This is a genomic window from Enterobacter cloacae complex sp. 6730903 (assembly GCF_048283985.1).
In the GTDB taxonomy this organism is placed as follows: domain Bacteria; phylum Pseudomonadota; class Gammaproteobacteria; order Enterobacterales; family Enterobacteriaceae; genus Enterobacter; species Enterobacter hormaechei_C.
Window position 1 is genome coordinate 49,945 of the sequence record NZ_JBLVXX010000025.1, and the last position, 19,992, is coordinate 69,936.

Genomic DNA, 19,992 nt, shown 5'->3' on the forward strand with positions numbered 1-19,992 from the left:
GGTGTTTTACGCAATTAACAATTGATGATTCGCCAGCAGCGTCGCCAGATCCGTCTGCACCCCGTTCAGCGTCACCAGCGTGGTGGGCGAGAACTGACCGCCGGTGCCGTCCAGGTCAACCTGGATCTCGGTGTTGCTGCCGTTCTGCACCACGCGGATATAGTCGGCGATGTTGCCCGCGCTGCTGTCCAGCGTCGCCACGCCGTTGACGTAGCTCGCCGAGCCGGTGCCGGTATAGCCGCTGTCGGAAAGCAGGTCGCGCAGATCGATACGGTCCGTATCCGCCGTCCCTTCCCAGGTGCCGACGGTAAAGCCGTTCACCACATCGCTGCCGTTGCCGCCCGTCGCGTCAGACGCGTTGATCAGCTTATAGAGCAACGTATCGTGACCGCCGCTGCCGATGTTGAAGGTGTCGTTCCCGCCCCGGCCTTCGAACTGGTTATCACCGCTGTTGCCGGTGATCACGTCGTCGTAGTCGGAGCCGTTGATGCCTTCAATATTCACCAGTGTCGCGGTATCGAATCCGGTACTCTGCGCCGTAGAGCGTCCCAAATCGACGGTGACGCCGGAAGTGGCGTTGCGATAATCCACGACATCCATGCCGCCCGTACTGCTCCACGTGTCGTGTTCAGAGGTCGTCGTCCAGCCGCCAGAACCGTTGTAGGTATACGTCCCTGCTTCAGCGATAAAGGTATCGTTGTAGCCGGTACCTGTCAGCGTGCCCTGGTGACCGCCCGTAGCAGCTTCAGCCGTCAGGGCGTAACTTTCCTTACCGTCTCCTGCCGTCAGCCCGTCCCAGGTTACGTTACTCGAAACACCGTTAACGGCACGAACCAGCACCGCGTGATACGTCTCGCTGGGATCCAGGCCGTAAAAACTGATGAGCGACGAGGAATCGTTAATGCCAATCCCGGACTGGGCATTGATGATTTCACTGGCAACCAGCTGACCGGCCGCGTTGTACAGCTGGACAGTGTTGCCAAAGAAGGCGTTAATCCCTTCGCTGTCGACAATTTTCAGATGCAAGGCCGTACCTGGTGCGACCGTATTGGTATTCCGCTCCAGCAAAACCGTACCGTTTTGACGGAAAATGAGCAGATCCTGTGCGCCATCCCAGTCGTAATCAAGCAGAGCCGCGCCGGATACCTGGGTTGACGTAGCGGTACTGAATTTCGAAGCAGTAAAGCTTGCGGTACCCGCCAGTCCATCATTGGTGTAAAGATAGGACTGCCCGCTATTCGCCAGCTTGATGATGTCCATGTTACCGTCGAGGTTCCAGTCCACCGCCACGCTGACGTTACCCACAAACTTATCCGTGGTCGCCGTTCCAACCGCGGTGCCGGCAAGAAGATTACCGCTACCGTCGTTCAGCATTAGCACGCCACCCTGGCTGGTTCCGCTGGAGGTACGGGACATGCTCATATACAGGTCCATGTAACCATCACCGTTAAAGTCGGCCCAGGTCATACTCACGGCATTGGACGCTGCGGCGGAGCCATAGCCGCTATACATGGTATTGGTGAAGTTTTGCCCCCACGTAAATGAGCCATTGCCCTGGTTAAACATGGTCGACAGGGCATAGTTGTTGCCCCCGTTGGTCGTATGCTGGGCAATATCCACTTTCCCGTCGTTGTTCAAATCCACACCGGACGTTTCAATCAGGCTGTTGTAGTTACCTACCGTTGATCCCGATACAAAACTGGAGTACGTCCCTGACTTCGAACTGCCCGTCAGCGTGCCGTTGTTATTGAGCATGACGGTGCTGGAATCCGGCCCGCCAGCATCGCCGATGACAAAGTCAGTGTAACCATCGCCCTTGATGTCAATGGCGACCACCGCGCCATACCATACCGCAGCCCCCATATTGGTCAGCGTACTGGAGGTGTATGTACCGTCTCCATTGTTAGTCAGCTGCACCATGTACGAGTAGCTTGTCCCTTCCGCCAGCACGTCAGCCAGCCCGTCGCGGTTGATATCCGCGTAAGTACCGGTTGTGTAACTCCCCGTCATTGTGAAATTGCCTGAAACGGTGTAAGCGTTACGGCTACTGGCATTGGCGGATGCGAATTGCTGGTTGGCCATAATCGTCCACAGCCCATCCGAATCAAGCATATAGCTGGCAGAATAGGAGTAGTTCGCGGCGGTAAATGACCAGGTCGGCGTCAATGACTCTTCACTCCCTATAATCAGGCTACCGGTGGTCAACCCAGCGGTATTCCCGTTGCCAGCGCTGCTTTTCACCTGTGCCGTGACATCATAATTCTTCACGCTCAGCGCATCGCCGTCCGGGAGCTGCAAATACCATGTGTTGTTATCCGGATCGACCACGACCGCACCGCCAGACTCTGAGGTGTAGGTTTTATCGTTCACGGTGATAACCACGTACTCGCCGTTGGTCAGTCCCGCTGATACCAGACCACTCAGAATCGGTGTGGTATCTGTCGTCGTCTGAGGGTTAATGGTCACGGTGGTGGTCGGGATGCTCGTATCCACTTTCAGCACGAAATCATCTGAGTCGGTGAAGTTACCTGCCAGATCGGTCACACGCAGCATATAGACGTGATTACCGTCATTCAGACCACTGTCCTGGAAAGACCAGCTGGCGGCGCCGTTCATCGTCACCTGTCCCAGCAGCACACCGTCACGATACAGCTGCACAATCTCGCCATTGTCCGGCGCACGGTTAAGTGTCCCGTTAATCACTGGAGAGTTGTCATCTGTTGCCACCGAAGCGCCGAAGCTGCCCGTACGTTCACCTTCCCCGTCGGTATAGCTGACCACCGTACCCACCGTGTCAGGCGGCGTGGTATCAACCGTTACCACCTGCGAAGAGGTTGAGCCGACGTTGCCCGCCTGGTCGATGATCCGCACCTGGTAGGTGTAATCCCCGTCAGGCAGATCGCGGGTATCCGTATAGCTCCAGCGCTGATTAGTCACCGTGGCGTCAACCCAGGTGTTTCCGCCGTCGAGGCTGATCTGCACCCGCTCATCGCTCGCCAGCGCGCTGCCCAGCGAGCCGTTGATCGTCAGCGAGGTGTCCATGGTGATGAAATCACTCCCGGACTGCCCGGTATCTTCGCTGATGCTGTCAATGGTGATGCCGTACTGCGGCGCCTGGGTATCCACCGTCACGTCCTGCGTGGTGGTGGCCCCGACGTTGCCCGCCTGATCGACCACCCGCACCTGATAGCGGTAATCGCCGTCGGCCAGGGTGCGCGCGTCGGTAAAACGCCACTGAGTACCGCTTACCGTGGCGTAAACCCAGGTGGTGCCGCCATCCATGCTCACCTGCACATACTCACCCGCCCCGAGTTCGGCCCCGAGCGTCCCGTTGAGCGTGTACGAGGCCGAACTGGTCAGGAAGTCGTTATTGTCGAAGCCGGTATCGACGGTGATGTTATCCACGGTCACCGTAATCGCCGCATCCGGCGCGACCGTATCGACCGTCACCTGCTGATGAGCGCTGGCACCCACGTTGCCCGCCGCATCCACTACGCGAACGTAGTAGTCATAGGTCTGGTTACCCAGCGTGCGCCCGTCCACGTAGTACCAGCTGTTGCCGGTGACGATCACGTTCTGCCAGGTGACGCCGCCGTCGATGCTGATCTGGGCATATTCGCCGTCGACCAGCGTTGCGCCGAGCGAGCCGTGCAGCGTCAGGGAGGTATCATTGGTGATAAAGTCGCTGCTGCTCAGGCCGGTATCGTCGCTGATGCTGTCGATAGCGATCGTTTTGCTGGCGTCCGGCGCGACGGTATCAATGGTCACCACCTGGCTGGTAGTGGCGCTGATATTCCCCGCGTCGTCAATCACCCGCAGCTGATAGTTGTAGTCTCCGTCGGCCAGCGTGCGGCCGTCAACGTAGGTCCAGCTCAGGCCGCTGACGCTGACGTCAGTCCAGGTTGCGCCACCGTCGAGGCTGATCTGAGCGTGGTCACCGCTGCCCAGGGCCGCGCCGAGCGTCCCTTTCAGGCTGATCTGGTTGTCGCTGGTAATAAAGTCGCTGTCGGACAGGCCGGTATCCTGCGAGACGGAATCCACGGTAATGGTCGCCGCCGCAGGCTTCGTCAGATCGATTACCACGTCCTGGCTGTCCGTTGCCCCAACGTTGCCCGCATTGTCGATCACGCGCACCTGGTACTGGTACGTACCGTCGGTCAGGGTGCGGCCATCGGTGTAGCGCCAAGTGGTGCCGGTGACGGTCAGATCAATCCAGGTGGTACCGCCGTCAAGGCTGATCTGCGCCTTCTCGTTATTGCCGAGCTGCGCGGTCAGGGAACCGTTCACCACCACCTGGCTGTCGTTGGTGATGAAGTCATTCGCGCTGAGGCAGGTATCGTTTTGCAGGGAATCAATGCTGATCCCCATCGACGGCGCGGTGAGATCCACGGTGACGGTGTGGTTATCGCTGGCGCTGTTGCCGATGGCGTTGCTCACCTGCGCGTTAATCACGTACGAACCGCCGTCCGCCAGCGCGGTCACGTCTGCGCTGCCGACCGTATAGCTCCAGGTGCCGTCATTTTGAACGGTAGCCGTGTAGGTTTTACCGTTAAGCGTGATGGTCACCGTCTGGCCCGTTGGCGCATCGGTGGTGCCGCTGATAACCAGCGGCGTGCCGTGCTCGGCGGCGTTGACGATATCATCCTGCGCAAAGGTGTTAATGGCGATGGTCGGCACGTCACCGTTCAGCGTCACGTTATGCGTTGTGCTGCCCGGGTTACCTGCCTTATCGCTCACCGTAGCCGTAATGGTGTAATCCCCGTCGCTCAGTCCGAGGAAGTCGCGCCCCGGCACGAAGACGGACCAGGAGCCATTCGCCGCCACGGTCGCCTGATAGCTGTGGCCGTTGAAGGAGACGGTCACCGTCTGGCCCTGCTCCGCGGTGGTGGTCCCGCTGATGGTCTGCCCCGCCAGCTGCTCGGCGTTGTTGACGATATCGTCATCGGCCACGGTGCTGATGGTCACGGCTGGCGCGACGGTATCGACCGTTAAGGTATGCGTCGTCTGGCCGTTATTACCCGCCTTGTCGTTCACCGACGCGGTCACCGTCAGCGCCCCCTGGCTCAGTGCAGCCAGATCGACTGCCGGAACATCCAGCGTCCAGGTGCCGTCGTTTGCCACAAGCGCAGTGTAGGTTTTGCCGCTCAGCGTGACGGTCACCGTCTGGCCTGCTTCCGCGCTGGAAGAGCCGTGTACGGTGAGCGGCTGCTGGGCTTCCGCCGCATTCAGCACGTCGTCGCCCGACAACGTGTTCACGCTAATCACCGGCGCGGTAGTATCCACGCTGATGGTATGCGTTGCCGAGGCGCTGTTCCCGGCGCTGTCCTGCGCCGAAACAGTAACCTGATAGCGCGCGCCGTCGGCCAGGGCGCCCACGTCGGCGGCCGGTACGGTGGTTGTCCAGGAGCCATCGCTCTGGATAGTGGCCGTATAGCTCTTACCATTCAGGGTGATAGTGACCTGCGTGCCGTTAGCAAACTGCGCGCTGGAGCCGTTGATGACCAGCGACGCGCCCGCTTCTGCCGCATTGATCACGTCATCACCGCTGAGGGTATTGACGGTCAGCGCGACCGATGCGGTATTTACCACCACGTCATGGGTCTGGGTACTGCTGTTGCCCGCGCTGTCGGTGATTGTCGCGCTGAGGGTAACGGTGCCGTCGGTCAGGGCAGAGATGTCGCTGGCAGGAACGCCCACGCTCCATTTGCCGCTGGCGTCAACGGTGGTGGTGTACTGGTTCGAACCTATCGTAATGACCAGCTTATCGCCGACGCTGGCGCCGGTTGCGGTGCCGCTGACGATCTGCGCCTGCCCGTGCTCCACGCTGTTGATGACGTCATCACCCGCCACGACGTTAAAGCTGACGCTCGGCGGCGTGGTATCAAGCGTAATCGCTTTCCCCGCGCTGCCCGGGTTACCTGCGGCGTCACTCACGCTCACCTGCACGGTGTAGCCGTTATCCGCCAGCGTGGACAGATCGGCGGCTGGCACGCTCACGCTCCAGATACCGCCCTGCTGAACCTGCGCGGTATAGCTGTTTCCACCGAGGTTAACGGTGACCGTCTGCCCAACTTCAGCCGTGGTGGTGCCGGAAATGGCAACGCCCGCAGCCGCTTCGCTGCCGTTGATCACGTTATCGCCTGCCACCGTATCAATCGTCACGGTTGGCGCCGTGGCATCGACGCTGTACTCCCGGCCCGCAGACGCGCTGTTGCCGTTCACATTGGTCACGCTCACCTGCACGCTGGCGTCGCCGTCTTTCAGACCCGTAAGATCCGAGGAAGGTACGGTGGCCGTCCAGTTGCCGTCGGCATCGACTTTGGCGGTGTAAGACTTGCCGCCAAAGGTGATGGTCACGGTCTGGTTCTCTTCCACATTGGAGGTGCTGCCGGAAAGCACCAGATCCGCGCCTTTCTCCGCCGCGTTAATCACGTCGTCGGTGGCGATGGCATCAATGCTGATCGCCACGGCTGCCAGATCGACGGTGACGTCGTGGCTGACAGAGACCGGGTTGCCCGCCGTGCTCTGACCCGCTACGGTGACGGTCACCGTGCCTGCGGCCAGAGCACCCACGTCTGCCGCCGGGATCGCCGCGGTCCAGGAGCCGTCTGCGAGTACCGACGCGGCATAGGTCTTGCCATTCACGGTGACGGTGAGCGTAGTCCCCGCCGCCAGCCCGTCGCTTGAGCCAGTGACGATAAGATTCTGACCATGCTCAATGCTGTTGATCACGTCGTCGCCCGCCACGGTATCCACGCGCAGCCCCGGCAGGCTGGCGTCGATAGTGATATCGCGCTCGCCCGTTCCCGTATTGCCATGGTTATTAGTGACGGTCGCTGACACCGTTAAATCGCCGTTGCCCAGCGCCGTCAGGACGGAATCCGGCACGTTGACGGACCAGCTGAGATCGCTCTGCACCGTCGCGGTATAGGTGTTGCCGCCGATGTTCACCATCACGGTGTTACCGATGTCCGCGTTCGCCACCTTACCGGTAATGGTCTGGCCTGCGGCCACTTCCGCCGCGTTGATGACGTTATCCCCCGCAACGGTGTTGATGGTGACGGTTGGCAGCGCGGTATCGACAAGCAGGTTCGTCGTAGTGCTGATGCTGTTGCCCACGCCGTTGGTGGCCGTCGCGCTCAGGGTGTAGCTGGCTTCACCGAGGCCTGACAGATCCGCAACCGGAACCGTCAGGCTCCAGGTGCCGTCTGAGCCAGTCGTCGCCGTGTAGCTTTTACCGTTCAGGGTCACGGTGACCATGGTGCCTTCCGCCAGGTTAGCGCTGGTGCCGCTGACGCTCAGATCCTGCCCTTTTTCTACCGCATTCAGCACGTTATCGCCGCTTATGGCGTTGAAGCTGACCGACGGCAGACCGGTATCGATGGTCACATTATGCGTGCCGCTGCCGGTGTTGCCCGCCGCGTCGGTGACTGATGCAGTGATGGTCGCGGTACCGTCGCTGAGGCCGGAAATGACGCTGGCCGGGACGCCCACGCTCCAGTTACCCGCCGCATCCAGCACGGTGGTGTACGACTGGCCGCCGATGGTGACGGTGACCTTATCGCCCGCCGCCGCGCCGGTGGCGGAGCCGCTGACGATCTGCGCCTGATTGTGTTCAGCCACGTTAATCACATCGTCGCCTGCAACGGTGTGGATGGTCACCGCAGGTACGGTGACGTCCACCGTCAGGGTGTGGTCAACCGACGCCGGGTTACCCGCCTTGTCGCTGACTGAGGCGGTGACCGTCACGCTGCCGTCGGTTAATCCTGCCAGATCCGCCGCCGGAACGTTCAGCGTCCAGCTGCCGTTCGCGCTGACGGTTGTGGTGTAATCTTTGCCGTTCAGCGACACGGTCACCGTCTGGCCCGCTTCGGCGGTACTGGTGCCGGAGATTGCCAGGTCAGACTGCGCTTCTGAGGCGTTCAGGATATCGTCTGTGGCAATCGTGTTGATGGTCACGGACGGCGCGGTAGCATCCACGCTGTACTCACGGCCCGCCGAGGCGCTGTTGCCGTTCACGTTGGTGACGCTCACCTGCACGCTGGCGTCGCCATCCTTCAGGCCAGCCAGATCCGCTGACGGCACGGTGTAAGTCCAGTTGCCGCTGTCGTCTACGGTGGTGGTGTAGATCCTGCCGTTCAGACTAATGGTCACGGTCTGCCCGGCTTCCACGTTGGTGGTCGCACCGGACAGCACCAGATCCGCGCCCTTCTCCGCCGCGTTGATCACGTCGTCGGTGGCAAGCGCATTGATGCTGATGGCAACGGTAGCCAGATCCACGGTCACATCGTGGCTGATGGTGATCGGATTACCCGCCGCGCTGTCGCCGGTAACGCTGATTTTCACGGTGCCTTCCGGCCACGCGCTCACGTCGGTGGACGGGATCGCCGCGCGCCAGGTGCCGTCTGCCAGTACCGTTGCCGCGTAATCTTTACCGTTGACGGTAACCGTCAGCGCCGTGCCCGGCGCCAGCCCGTCGCTGGAGCCTGAAACAATCAGGTTCTGCGCGTGCTCGATGGTGTTGACCACGTCGTCACCCGCCACGGTATTCACGCGCAGGCCCGGCAGGTTAGCGTCGATAGCGATCTCGCGTTCGCCGGTGCCGGTGTTGCCGTGGCCGTTGGTGACGGTCGCCGTCACGCTCAGGCTGCCGTTGCCGAGTGCGGTCAGCACGTCAGACGGCACGTTGACGGACCAGGACAGATTGTTCTGCACCGTTGCGGTGTAGCTGTGGCCGCCGATAGTCACGGTCACGGTGTTGCCCGCTTCGGCATTCGCCACGGTGCCGCTCAGGGTCTGGCCTGACGCCACTTCCGCCGCGTTGATGACGTTGTCGCCCGCCACGGTGTTGATGGTGACGGTTGGCAGCGCGGTGTCGACAAGCAGGTTCGCAGAACTGCTCACGCTGTTGCCCACGCCGTTGGTGGCCGTCGCGTTCAGGGTGTAGCTGGCCTGACCGAGACCGGCCAGATCCGCAGCCGGAACCGTCAGGCTCCAGGTGCCGTCTGAGCCAGTCGTTGCCGTGTAGTTTTTACCGTTCAGGGTCACGGTGACCACGGTGCCTTCCGCCAGGTTGGCGCTGGTGCCGCTGACGCTCAGATCCTGGCCTTTTTCAACGGCATTCAGGACGTTGTCATCGCTGATGGCGTTGAAGCTGACCGACGGCAGACCGGTATCGACGGTCACATTATGCGTGCCGCTGCCGGTATTACCCGCCGCGTCGGTGACTGACGCAGTGACGGTCACCGTACCGTCGCTGAGGCCTGAAATCACATTCGCCGGAACGCCCACGCTCCAGTTACCCGCCGCGTCCAGCACGGTGGTATAAGTCTGGCCGCCGATCGTGACGGTGACCTTATCGCCCGCCGCCGCGCCGGTGGCGGAGCCGCTGACGATCTGCGCCTGATTGTGTTCAGCCACGTTAATCACGTCGTCGCCTGCCACGGTGTGGATGGTCACTGCCGGAACGGTGACGTCCACCGTCAGGTTGTGGTCCACCGACGCCGGGTTACCCGCCTTGTCGCTGACGCTCGCGGTCACGGTGACGCTGCCGTCGGTTAATCCTGCAAGGTCACCTGCCGGCACGTTCAGCGTCCAGCTGCCATTCGCGCTGACGGTTGTGGTGTAATCTTTGCCGTTCAGCGATACGGTCAGCGTCTGGCCTGCTTCGGCGGTGCTGGTGCCGGAGATTGCCAGGTCGGACTGCGCTTCTGAGGCGTTCAGGATATCGTCTGTGGCAATCGTGTTGATGGTCACGGACGGCGCGGTAGCATCCACGCTGTACTCGCGTCCCGCAGACGCACTGTTGCCGTTCACGTTGGTGACGCTGACCTGCACGCTGGCATCACCGTCTTTCAGACCGGCCAGATCCGCAGACGGTACCGTGGCGGTCCATTTACCCTCAGCGTCCACCGTGGCGGTGTAGCTCTTGCCGCCGAAGGTGATGGTGACGGTTTGATTTTCCTCCACGTTCGAGGTGGTGCCGGAGAGCACCAGATCCGCGCCCTTCTCTGCGGCGTTGATCACGTCATCGGAAGCGATGGCGTCAATGCTGATGGCGACGTTTGCCAGATCCACCGTCACATCATGGTTGATAGTCACCGGATTGCCCGCGCTGCTCTGGCCTTCAACGGTCACGGTGACCGTGCCTGCGGCAAGGGCACTCACGTCCGCAGAAGGGAGCGCCGCGCTCCAGGTGCCGTCTGCCAGCACGGTGGCCGGATAGGTTTTGCCGTTAACGGTGATGGTCAGCGCTGTGCCCGCCGTCAGGCCGTCGCTTGAACCCGTGATAATCAGATTCTGCCCGTGTTCGATGCTGTTAATCACGTCATCGCCCGCTACGGTGCCCACGCGCAGGCCCGGCAGATTCGCGTCGATAGTGATATCGCGCTCGCCGCTGCCGCTGTTGCCCACGCCGTTAGTGACGCTGGCGGTCACAGTCAGATCGCCATTGCCCAGCGCGGTGAGCACAGATCCCGGTACGCTGACGGACCAGGTGAGATTGTCCTGTACCGTTGCGGTGTAGCTGTGGCCGCCAACAGACACAGTCACGGTGTTGCCCGCTTCGGCATTCGCCACGGTGCCGCTCAGGGTCTGGCCTGACGCCACTTCCGCTGCGTTGATCACGTCGTCGCCCGCCACGGTGTTGATGATGACGCCAGGCAGCACGGATTCCACGTTCACGGTGTGTGAGGTGCTGGAGCTGTTGCCGACGCTGTCCGTCGCGGAGGCCGACACGGTGTAAAGCGCTTCACCCAGTTGCCCCACCTCGCTCGCCGGAACGGTTGTGGTCCATTGGCCATTGGTGTCCACCGTGGCGCTGTACGCTTTGCCGTTGAGCATCACGGTGACCACCGCGCCCGCTGCCAGCCCGGAAGCCGTACCTGTGATGGTCAGATCCTGCGTTTTCTCGCTGCTGTTGATCACATCGTCACCGGACACGGTGTCAATGGTCAGCACCGGCGCGGTGAGATTGACTTCAACCTCGTGCGTTGTGCTGTTGCTGTTTCCGGCCTTATCGGTCAGCGCCGCGGTGATGGTGTGATCCCCGGCGGTCAGGGCACTCACGTCCGCCGCAGGCACGCCCACGCTCCACCTGCCGGAAGCGTCCAGGGTCGCGGTGTAATCTTTGTTATTGATGGTGACAGTCACCACGTCGCCCGCCGCCGCACCGGTCACGGACCCGGTGACAATCAGCGCCTGCGCATGCTCGGCGCTGTTGATCACGTCGTCGTCGGAAACGGTGTTAATGGTCAGCTGTGGCACCGTGGTATCCACCAGCACATCGCGATCCGCCGAGGCCGGGTTACCCGCCTTATCCGCGACGGCTGCCGTGATGGTGTAATCGCCGTCGGTAATCGCGCCGACATCCGCAGACGGTACGGTGACGCTCCAGCTGCCGTTCGCCTGTACGGTGGTGGTGTAGTCCACGCCGTTCAGCGTCACGGTCACGGTCTGACCCGCTTCGGCGTTGGAGACACCGTTAATCACCAGATCCTGCTGCGCTTCGGCCGCGTTGATGATGTTGTTGTCGCTGACGATCTCGATGGACACCGTCGGCGCGGTGGCGTCCACGCTGTACTCGCGGCCTGCCGAGGCGCTGTTGCCGTTCACGTTGGTGACGCTGACCTGCACGCTGGCGTCGCCGTCTTTCAGTCCGCCCAAATCGGCAGACGGTACGGTCGCCGTCCAGTTGCCGCTGGCATCCACCGTCGCGGTGTACAACTTGCCGCCGAAGGTGATGGTAACGGTCTGGTTTTCTTCCACGTTGGTGGTCGAGCCAGACAGCACCAGGTCCGCGCCTTTCTCAGCCGCGTTGATTACGTCGTCCGAGGCAATCGGATTAATGCTGATGGCGACTGCCGCCAGATCCACTTTCACGTCGTGGCTGATGGAAACCGGGTTACCCGCCGCGCTCTGGCCGTCAACGATCACGGTGATTGTGCCTGCGCTCAGTGCGCCGACGTCCGCCGCCGGAATAGCCGCCGTCCAGGTGCCGTCTGCCAGCACGGTTGCCGCGTAGGTTTTGCCGTTGACGGTGACCGTCAGCGCCGATCCGCTCGCCAGCCCGTCGCTGGAGCCGGTGATAATCAGGTTTTGACCATGCTCGATGCTGTTGATCACATCGTCGCCTGCCACGGTATCCACGCGCAGGCCCGGCAGGCTGGCATCAATCGTGATGTCGCGTTCGCCGGTGCCGGTGTTGCCGTGGCCGTTGGTCACGCTGGCGGATACGGTCAGATCGCCGTTACCGATAGCGGTTAAAACGTCAGACGGCACGTTAACCGCCCAGCTCAGGTCATCCTGAACCGTCGCGGTATAGGTGTTGCCTCCGATACCGATCGTGACAGTGTCACCGCTCGCCGCGCCGCTCACTTTCCCGCTCAGGGTTTGTCCGGAAGCCACTTCCGCCGCATTAATCACGTCGTCGGTGGCAACCGCATTAATGGTGACCTGCGGCAGCGCGCTGTCGACCAGCACGCTATGGCTGGTGTTCGCGCTATTACCCGCGGTATCAGTCACGCTGGCCGTCACGCTGTAGCTCGCTTCGCCCAGTGCCGAGACGTTCGCCGCCGGAACGGTGACGCTCCAGTTACCGCTGGCATCGGTGGTGGCGGCGTAACTGATACCGTTCAGGGTTACGGTGATGTGGGTCCCGTCCGGCTGGTTACTGGTGCCGGAGATCAGCAGGTCCTGGCTTTTTTCGGTCGCGTTGATCACGTCGTCAACCGCCAGGGTATTGATGGCAATCACCGGCGCGGTCAGGGAGACGTCAAACGCGTGCGTCGCGCTGGTGCTGTTGCCCGCTTTATCGGTGAGTGTCGCGGAAATCGTCTGGTCGCCGTTAACGAGCGCGCCCACGTCCGCCGCCGGAACGCCCACGCTCCAGTTACCGGCAGCGTCCAGCATTGCGGTGTAGTCTTTGCCGTTCAGGGTCAGGGTAATCACATCCCCCGCCTGCGCGCCCGTCACCTTGCCGGTGACAATCAGCGCCTGGCCGTGCTCGGCAATATTAACAATGTCGTCGCCCGCCACGCTGTTGAAGGTAATCTGCGGCACGGTGGTGTCGACCAGCACGGACGCCCCCGCGCTGGCCGGGTTGCCCGCTTTATCGGACACGGTCGCCGTGACCGCCGCGCTGCCGTCGGTGATGCCTGCCATATCCGCCGCCGGTACGTCCAGCGTCCAGCTGCCGTTTGCCTGCACCTGGGCGGTGTACTGATTGCCGTTGAAGGTCACGGTGACCGTCTGGCCCGCTTCGGCAGTCGACGTCCCGCTCAGGGTCAGATCCTGCGCCGCCTCTGCCGCATTCAGCATGTTGTCGCCGCTGATGGTGTTGATGGTGACCGCAGGCGCGGCGGTATCGACGCTGAATGCCTGCGAGGAAGAGGCCGCGTTGCCGTTCACGTTGGTGACGCTGACCTGTACGCTGGCGTCGCCGTCCTTCAGGCCGCTCAGATCGGCAGCCGGTACGGTGCAGGTCCAGTCGCCGTTGGCATCGACCGTCGTGGTCCAGGTTTTACCTGCAAAGATAATGGTAACGGTCTGGCCCGCTTCAACGTTCGAGGAGGAGCCGGACAGCACCAGATCCTGGCCTTTTTCTGCCGCGTTAAGCACGTTGTCGTCCGTCACGCTGTTGATGCTTATCGCCACCGGGGCGAGATCGACATCCACAACGGTACCGATATTCACCGGGTTGCCGGAGGTATCCTGCGCGCTGGCGCTGATGGTGAGCGACCCGTCCGCCCACCGGGAGACGTCGGCGGCCGGAACCGCAGCCTGCCAGCTGCCATCCGCCAGTACAGAGGCGGAATAACTCTTGCCGTTGATGGTCACGGTGACGGTGCTACCCGCCGCCAGGTCGGTGCTGGTGCCGGAGATAACCAGGTTCTGCGCGTGTTCAATAACGTTAATGACGTCGTCACCGGCGACGGTATCAATGCGCAGGCCGGGCAGCTGGGCGTCAATGGTGATAGCCAGGGAAGACGATCCGGTATTGCCGTGCGCGTTCGTCACGCTGGCCGATACGGTCAGGTCGCCGTTGCCGAGCGCGGTTAACTGACTCTGGGTTAACGGCAGGCTCCAGGTGAGATCGTCCTGTACGGTAGCCGTGTATGTCTGCCCGCCGAGGATAATCGTGACGGTATCGCCCGATGCCGCGTTAGAAACCTTTCCGGTCAGGGTTTGCCCTGCGGCCACTTCCGCCGCGTTGATGATATTGTCGCCCGCGAAGTTGTTGAGGGTCACAACCGGCAGCGAGCTGTCCACCAGCACATCGTGCGTGGCCGCGGCGCTGTTGCCCACATTATCGGTGACGCTCGCCGTCACGGTGTAATTGGCTTCACCCAGCGCGCTCACCGCAGAGGCGGGGACGGTAACGCTCCAGTTGCCGCTGGCGTCGGTGGTGGCGGTGTAGTTGATACCGTTCAGATTAACGGTGATGGTGGTTCCTTCCGGCTGGTTGCTGGTGCCGGAAAGCAGCAGATCTTCGCCCTTCTCTGCCGCATTGATCACGTCATCCGCGGCCAGCGTGTTAATACCGATAACGGGCGTCACAGTATTGACCACCACATCCACTGAACTGCTGCCGGTGTTGCCGGATTGGTCGGTCACGGAAACGTTAATGGTCCAGGTGCCGTCCGTCAGCCCCTGAACGACGGACGCAGGCAGGCCGAGGCTCCAGTTGCCTGCCGCATCCACCACGGTGGTGTAGTCCACGTTATTGATGGTGATGATGACCAAATCACCCGCCGCCGCGCCGGTGACGGAGCCGCTCAGGATCTGCGCCTGAGCATGGGCCAGCTGGTTAACGGTGTTGGTGTCGGTGACGAAATCGTTGATGGTCACCTGCGGCACGGTGGCATCCACCAGCCCAACGCGGTCCGCGCTGCTGCTGTTGCCCGCCACGTCGCTGACGGTGGCCGTCACGGTGACATTGCCATCGCTCAGCGCGCTAACGTCGGCGGCAGGCACGTTCAGCTGCCAGCGACCGTCCGCCTGGACCGTGGTCTGGTAAGATTTACCATTCAGCGTCACGGTGACCGTCTGGCCCACTTCAGCGGTTGTGCTGCCGCTGAGCATCAGATCCTGCTGCGCTTCTGCCGCATTAATGATGTTGTCGTCGGTCAGGTTATCAAGCGTAATGGCTGGCGGCTGCGTATCGACGATCACCACGCGTGAAGCGTCCGCGCTGTTGCCGTTGACGTTAGTCACGCTGACGCTCACCTGCGCCCGCCCGTCGATCAGCGTTTCCATCGCGCTCGCCGGAACGGTCAGGCGCCAGGAGCCGTCCTGCTGCACCTGTGCGGTAAAGGTTTGATCCGCGAATTTCACCACCACGGTCTGCCCGGCCTCCACGCCCTGCGTCTGACCAGAAAGCGTGACATCCGCGCCTTTTTCCGCCGCGTTCAGCATATCGTCAGTGGTTACGGTATCGATGGTGACGGCCACCGCGTTCAGGTCAAGCTCGATCGGGTGTTCAGCCGCCACGGTGTTGCCCCAGGCATCTTCCGCACTGACGCTGACGGTCATGCCTCCCGCCGTCCATGCCTGAAGATCTGCCGCCGGCACGCCAATCTGCCAGTTGCCGCTGGCGTTAACCGTGGTGACGTATTCGACATTATTGATGGTAACGGTGATCTGTGTGCCTTCAGCCAGATGAGTGCTGGAGCCGGTGACGGCCAGATCCTGCTGCTGCTCGATGGCGTTAATCACGTCATCGCCAGAGATCGTGTTCACGCGCAGGCCCGGCAGTTCGGCGTTGATGTTGATATCACGTTCGCCGGTGCCGGTATTGCCGTGCGCATTGGTGACAGAGGCGCTGAAGGTTAAATCGCCGTCGCCAAACACCTGGAGGTCGGCCGATGGGATCGTCACGCTCCATTTCAGGTCGCTGCCAACCGTCGCGGTGTAGCTCTTGCCGCCCACGGTGACAGAGACAGTATCGCCCGCCGCCGCGCCGGTGACGCGTCCGCTGAGGGTTTGGTCAACCGCCGCTTCGGCGTTATTGACCAGGTTATCCCCGGCAAAGGTGTTGACGATCACCTGCGGCAGCGCGGTATCGACCAGCAGATTCGCCTCGGCGGAGCCGCTATTACCCACGCTGTCGGTGCCGCTGACGCTGACGGTGTACAGGGTATTCGCCAGATCCAGCACGTCGGAGACCGGTACCTGAACGGACCAGCGACCGTTCTCAACGGTAGTCTGATAGTTAACGTTGTTCAGCGTCACGGTGACAGCGCTGCCGTTCGGCAGATTACTGGTCCCGCTCAGGCTCAGGGGCTGCATGGCCTCCTGCGCATTCAGGACGTTATCCTGGCTGATGGGGTCAAGGGTAAATTCCGGCGGGTTGCCGCTCAGCGTAATGCCGTGCGTCGCGCTGCCGGTGTTGCCCGCCGCATCGGTCACGGCGACCGTAATGCTGTGGCTACCTTCCCCCAGCACGCCAATGACGGAGGCAGGCACGCCGACGCTCCAGCTGCCGTCCGCCTGGACGACACCGGTAAAGGTCTTGCCGCCAACGGTCACGGAGACAACGTCGCCCTCCGCCGCGCCGTTCGCCTGGCCGGAAATAATCTGCGCCTGCCCCTGCTCGCTGGTGTTCAGAATGTCGTCGCCCGCGACGGTGTTGATGGTGACCACCGGCGCTGCGGTATCGACCGTGAAATCGGCGGTGGTGGTGGACCCGTTACCCGCTTTGTCGCTGACGTTTACCGTCAGGGTGTGCTCGCCGTTAGCCAGCGCCTGTACTTCACTGGCCGGAAGCGTAACGGACCAGGTGCCGTCGCTGCCCACGGTCGCCGTGTGATTTTTGCCGTTCAGCGTGACCGTCACAATCTGGCCCGCTTCCGCATCGGTTTTCCCGGTCAGCGTCAGCGGCTGATTATGTTCAGCCGCGTTGATGATGTTGTCCTGGGCGATCGTGTCGACAGAGATCACTGGCGAGGCGGTATCGACGCCAATCGTCTGACTGCCGGACACGGTGTTGCCCGCCGCGTCTTTACCGCTGACGTTGACCGTCCAGGTGCCATCGCCCAGCGCCTGTGCGTCGGCAGCAGGCACCTTCACGCTCCATGCGCCGTTTGCCCCCACTTCTGCGGTATAGGTTTTACCGTTGAGCGTGACGGTAAGCGTCGTTCCCTGCGCCAGGTTTTTGCTGGTGCCGGACAGCGTAAAGCCCGCGGCCTGCTCGCTGGCGTTGATCACGTTATCGCCCGCTGTGGTGGCGAGCGTCACGCTGGCATCCGCTGTAGAAACGGTTACGGTGATACTGCCCGCTGAGGTCGTTTTACTGCCGTCGATCTGCACGACGGACCAGGTATGCTCCCCGTCGGCCTGGGTCGGGAGTGTTACCGTCCAGGTGCCGTCCTTCGCGACCATGGTGCTGGCGATAGTGCTGCCGCTGCCGTCTTTAACCTGAATGGTCGCGCCCGGCTGCCCGGTACCGCTGAAGGTGGGGGTGTTGTCATCCGTGACCGCTTTTGCACTCAGCACGCCCTGCTTGTCACCCGCGTTGTCCGTCAGCAAAAATGTCGGCGTGGCGCTTTCGACTTCTTTTGTATTATCAATAACTTTGGTTTTGGTTTCGCCATCGCCGCCGTGAGCCAGCAGTGCGCCGATCGCACCGCCCCCTAACGCCGCACCGGCAATCCAGCCCCACGGCGCATCGCTTAAGACGCTTCCCTGCTCCAGGAAAGGTTCAATGCTGCTAATGGGTGCAGCCTGGGCGGTTAATTCGGTGGCGGCAACGCCTGATGCTTCCCCGGCATCGGCAAATGATATATGCGTCAGCTCCTGGTTATCGTTAAATACCAGTTCGGAATGATTATGGGTTTCCGTGTCTTCGACAAAATAATTATTGCAGCGGATCACGCTGCCATCTTTCATATAAATGAGGAGGTCATTCCCCTGGCGGACATAACGCACCACGTCCTGAGCAGAACCCTGAATTTCAATCACGCTCGGTGAGGAAATAGAGACCGAGAGATTCCCTTCACCGGTTAATTTCGTCTTCTCTGCCGTTTTGCGAATGATGACATCAACAACTTTTGCGGTACTCATATTCTTCTCCTTGCAGGTGCGCGTATTCCTGTGGATATGTCCACCAGAGGGATGTAGCTATCCTTGGGAAAAATCACCCATTATTGTCTGACTTATTTCGCGCAGAAAGGCGCGCCTTTTTTTAACTTAAATCAGGTAATTTCGCGGCAGCGTTTTTCTCTATTCCGATAAGCGGCATGAGATTATCCACCGCGGAGGCGTAATTAATCGCCGCACTCCAGCCATCGTATTCAGCCATTATTTTCGCTGAGGTGGCAGACCAGACATCCTGCTCCATGCTGAGCAGATCGTTAATGCTGCGCTTGCTCAGGGTATATTCATTTTTGTAGACATCGCGGGCGCGCAACGCATTTTCCAGCTGACGTTTCCCGGCTTCCATTCGTCCTCGCGCCCCGGTCCAGTCGGCCTGTGCGACGGAGGCTTTTTGCAGGACATCAAAACGGGCCTGATCAACCTGGGACGATGCCATTGCCCTTGCGCCCTCGGCCTGACGGACGCGCGCCGAGACCGCGCCGCCCTGATAAAGCGGTGCGTCAATATTGAGCTGGATCTGATCATCCCAGTACGCGCGATTATCAGACTCATAGCGGGTGCGGCCCCCTTTCAGGCTTAAGGTCGGCCAGTGCTGAGACTTCGCGGTTTCTACGCCGTACTGGGCTGAACGCTCCATGTTCTGCGCGGCCATCACCGTTGGGATCAGTGAATAATCAATCCGATTGAGAGAATCCGGCTCCACGGCCAGACCACCCGGAACCGGTGAATAGCGTTCAGCCTGTATGCCAGTTAACACCGCCAGCCGCGCGCGGGCGCTGTTCAGGGACGCATTGTACTGCTCTACCGTCGCCTGCATCCCGGCGATACGGGTGCGGGTCTGAAGCTCATCAGAGGTGGAGCTTACGCCAGCATCGGCGCGGAGTTTTGCCAGCTGCTCAACGTTTTTAAGCGCCTGCACGTTCTCTTTTGCCGCCTGCAACAGATCGCTGTAGCGTTTTACTTCCACATAGCTGAGGGCCGTTTTTTCCGCGACGGCAGACATCGTGCTCATCAGCTGGTAGCGATAGCTGTCACGCTGAGCTGAAGACTGGCTGATGCTGTTATTGGTCTTGCCAAAATCGTACACCAGCTGCGTCAGGCTCAGGCCCCAGGCTGCGGAATTTCGCAACGATCCGCTCGAATCGGTGGTCTGGCTGTGACCCGTACTCCCGTTCAGGGCTATTTGTGGCATCCAGCCACTGCGCGCTTCGTCTATTTGCGCCTGGCCGATCCCCAGCTGTGCCGCCTGCTGGCTCACCGAGGGGTCGCGATCGAGAGCGAAAAGAATACTTTCTTTCATCGTCATTGCCGCAACGGGAGATATCCCCGCCTGGCCGTTATTTGCATTAGCCGCAGTCACCACCAACGAAATTAAGGTCAGGGAGGCAGATAGTCTGAGTAACCTGTTATTGCATTTCATCTTCATAATATCCCCCGACTCCAGGTGATAGCCAAATAAATACCCAGGAAGAGGTACAAATAATTCTCCAGAAATCCCTTACTCCTTCTCGATTAATTCGGGTAATAGTTCCCCAAACCCATTTCAATTGAGATGAGAGCCGTTCAATCTATTTTTCTTTTAAGAATTTACTTAAATATTTATTGATTCGCAGCATAACAAAATGTGATATGAGCAACCACACCCGCGATGTTAACGTGGTGTTACAAATAAGAAAAAAGATGGGTTTTCCGGACAAAGCGTTATAAAAGACCTTTCAGATGAAACAAATAAACCCCCTGTAATATAAAGAAAATTCTAAAATGCCCTGGTGTACATTTTTGCGTTAATTTCACCCCGAATCAGACACAAAGATTTTCAAAGAAATGTCAATTTAAGTAATCCAGCGAATAAAATTGAATTATTTTACTTTAAAAACAAAAACCGATAGAGATATGCAC

The 19,992-nt window shown here is 60.5% G+C and carries 2 protein-coding genes; both read right to left on the minus strand.

Going from position 1 to position 19,992, the window contains the following annotated elements; all coding sequences use genetic code 11:
* Positions 1–6 precede the first annotated feature (6 nt).
* Positions 7–18,060, minus strand: a complete 18,054-nt coding sequence (locus tag ACNQ0W_RS14480) for an Ig-like domain-containing protein (protein WP_417933209.1) — start codon at positions 18,058–18,060, stop codon at positions 7–9.
* Positions 18,061–18,181: 121 nt separating this feature from the next.
* Positions 18,182–19,519 carry a TolC family outer membrane protein gene (locus ACNQ0W_RS14485; protein ID WP_062932683.1) on the minus strand — a complete coding sequence of 446 codons (1,338 nt, stop codon included), beginning with the start codon at positions 19,517–19,519 and terminating at the stop codon, positions 18,182–18,184.
* Between the last annotated feature and the right edge of the window lie 473 nt (positions 19,520–19,992).

Excerpts from the sequence above, each read along its gene's own strand:
- ACNQ0W_RS14480 (WP_417933209.1), bottom strand. The coding sequence starts at position 18,060 with ATGAGTACCGCAAAAGTTGTTGATGTCATCATTCGCAAAACGGCAGAG.
- ACNQ0W_RS14485 (WP_062932683.1), bottom strand. The coding sequence starts at position 19,519 with ATGAAGATGAAATGCAATAACAGGTTACTCAGACTATCTGCCTCCCTG.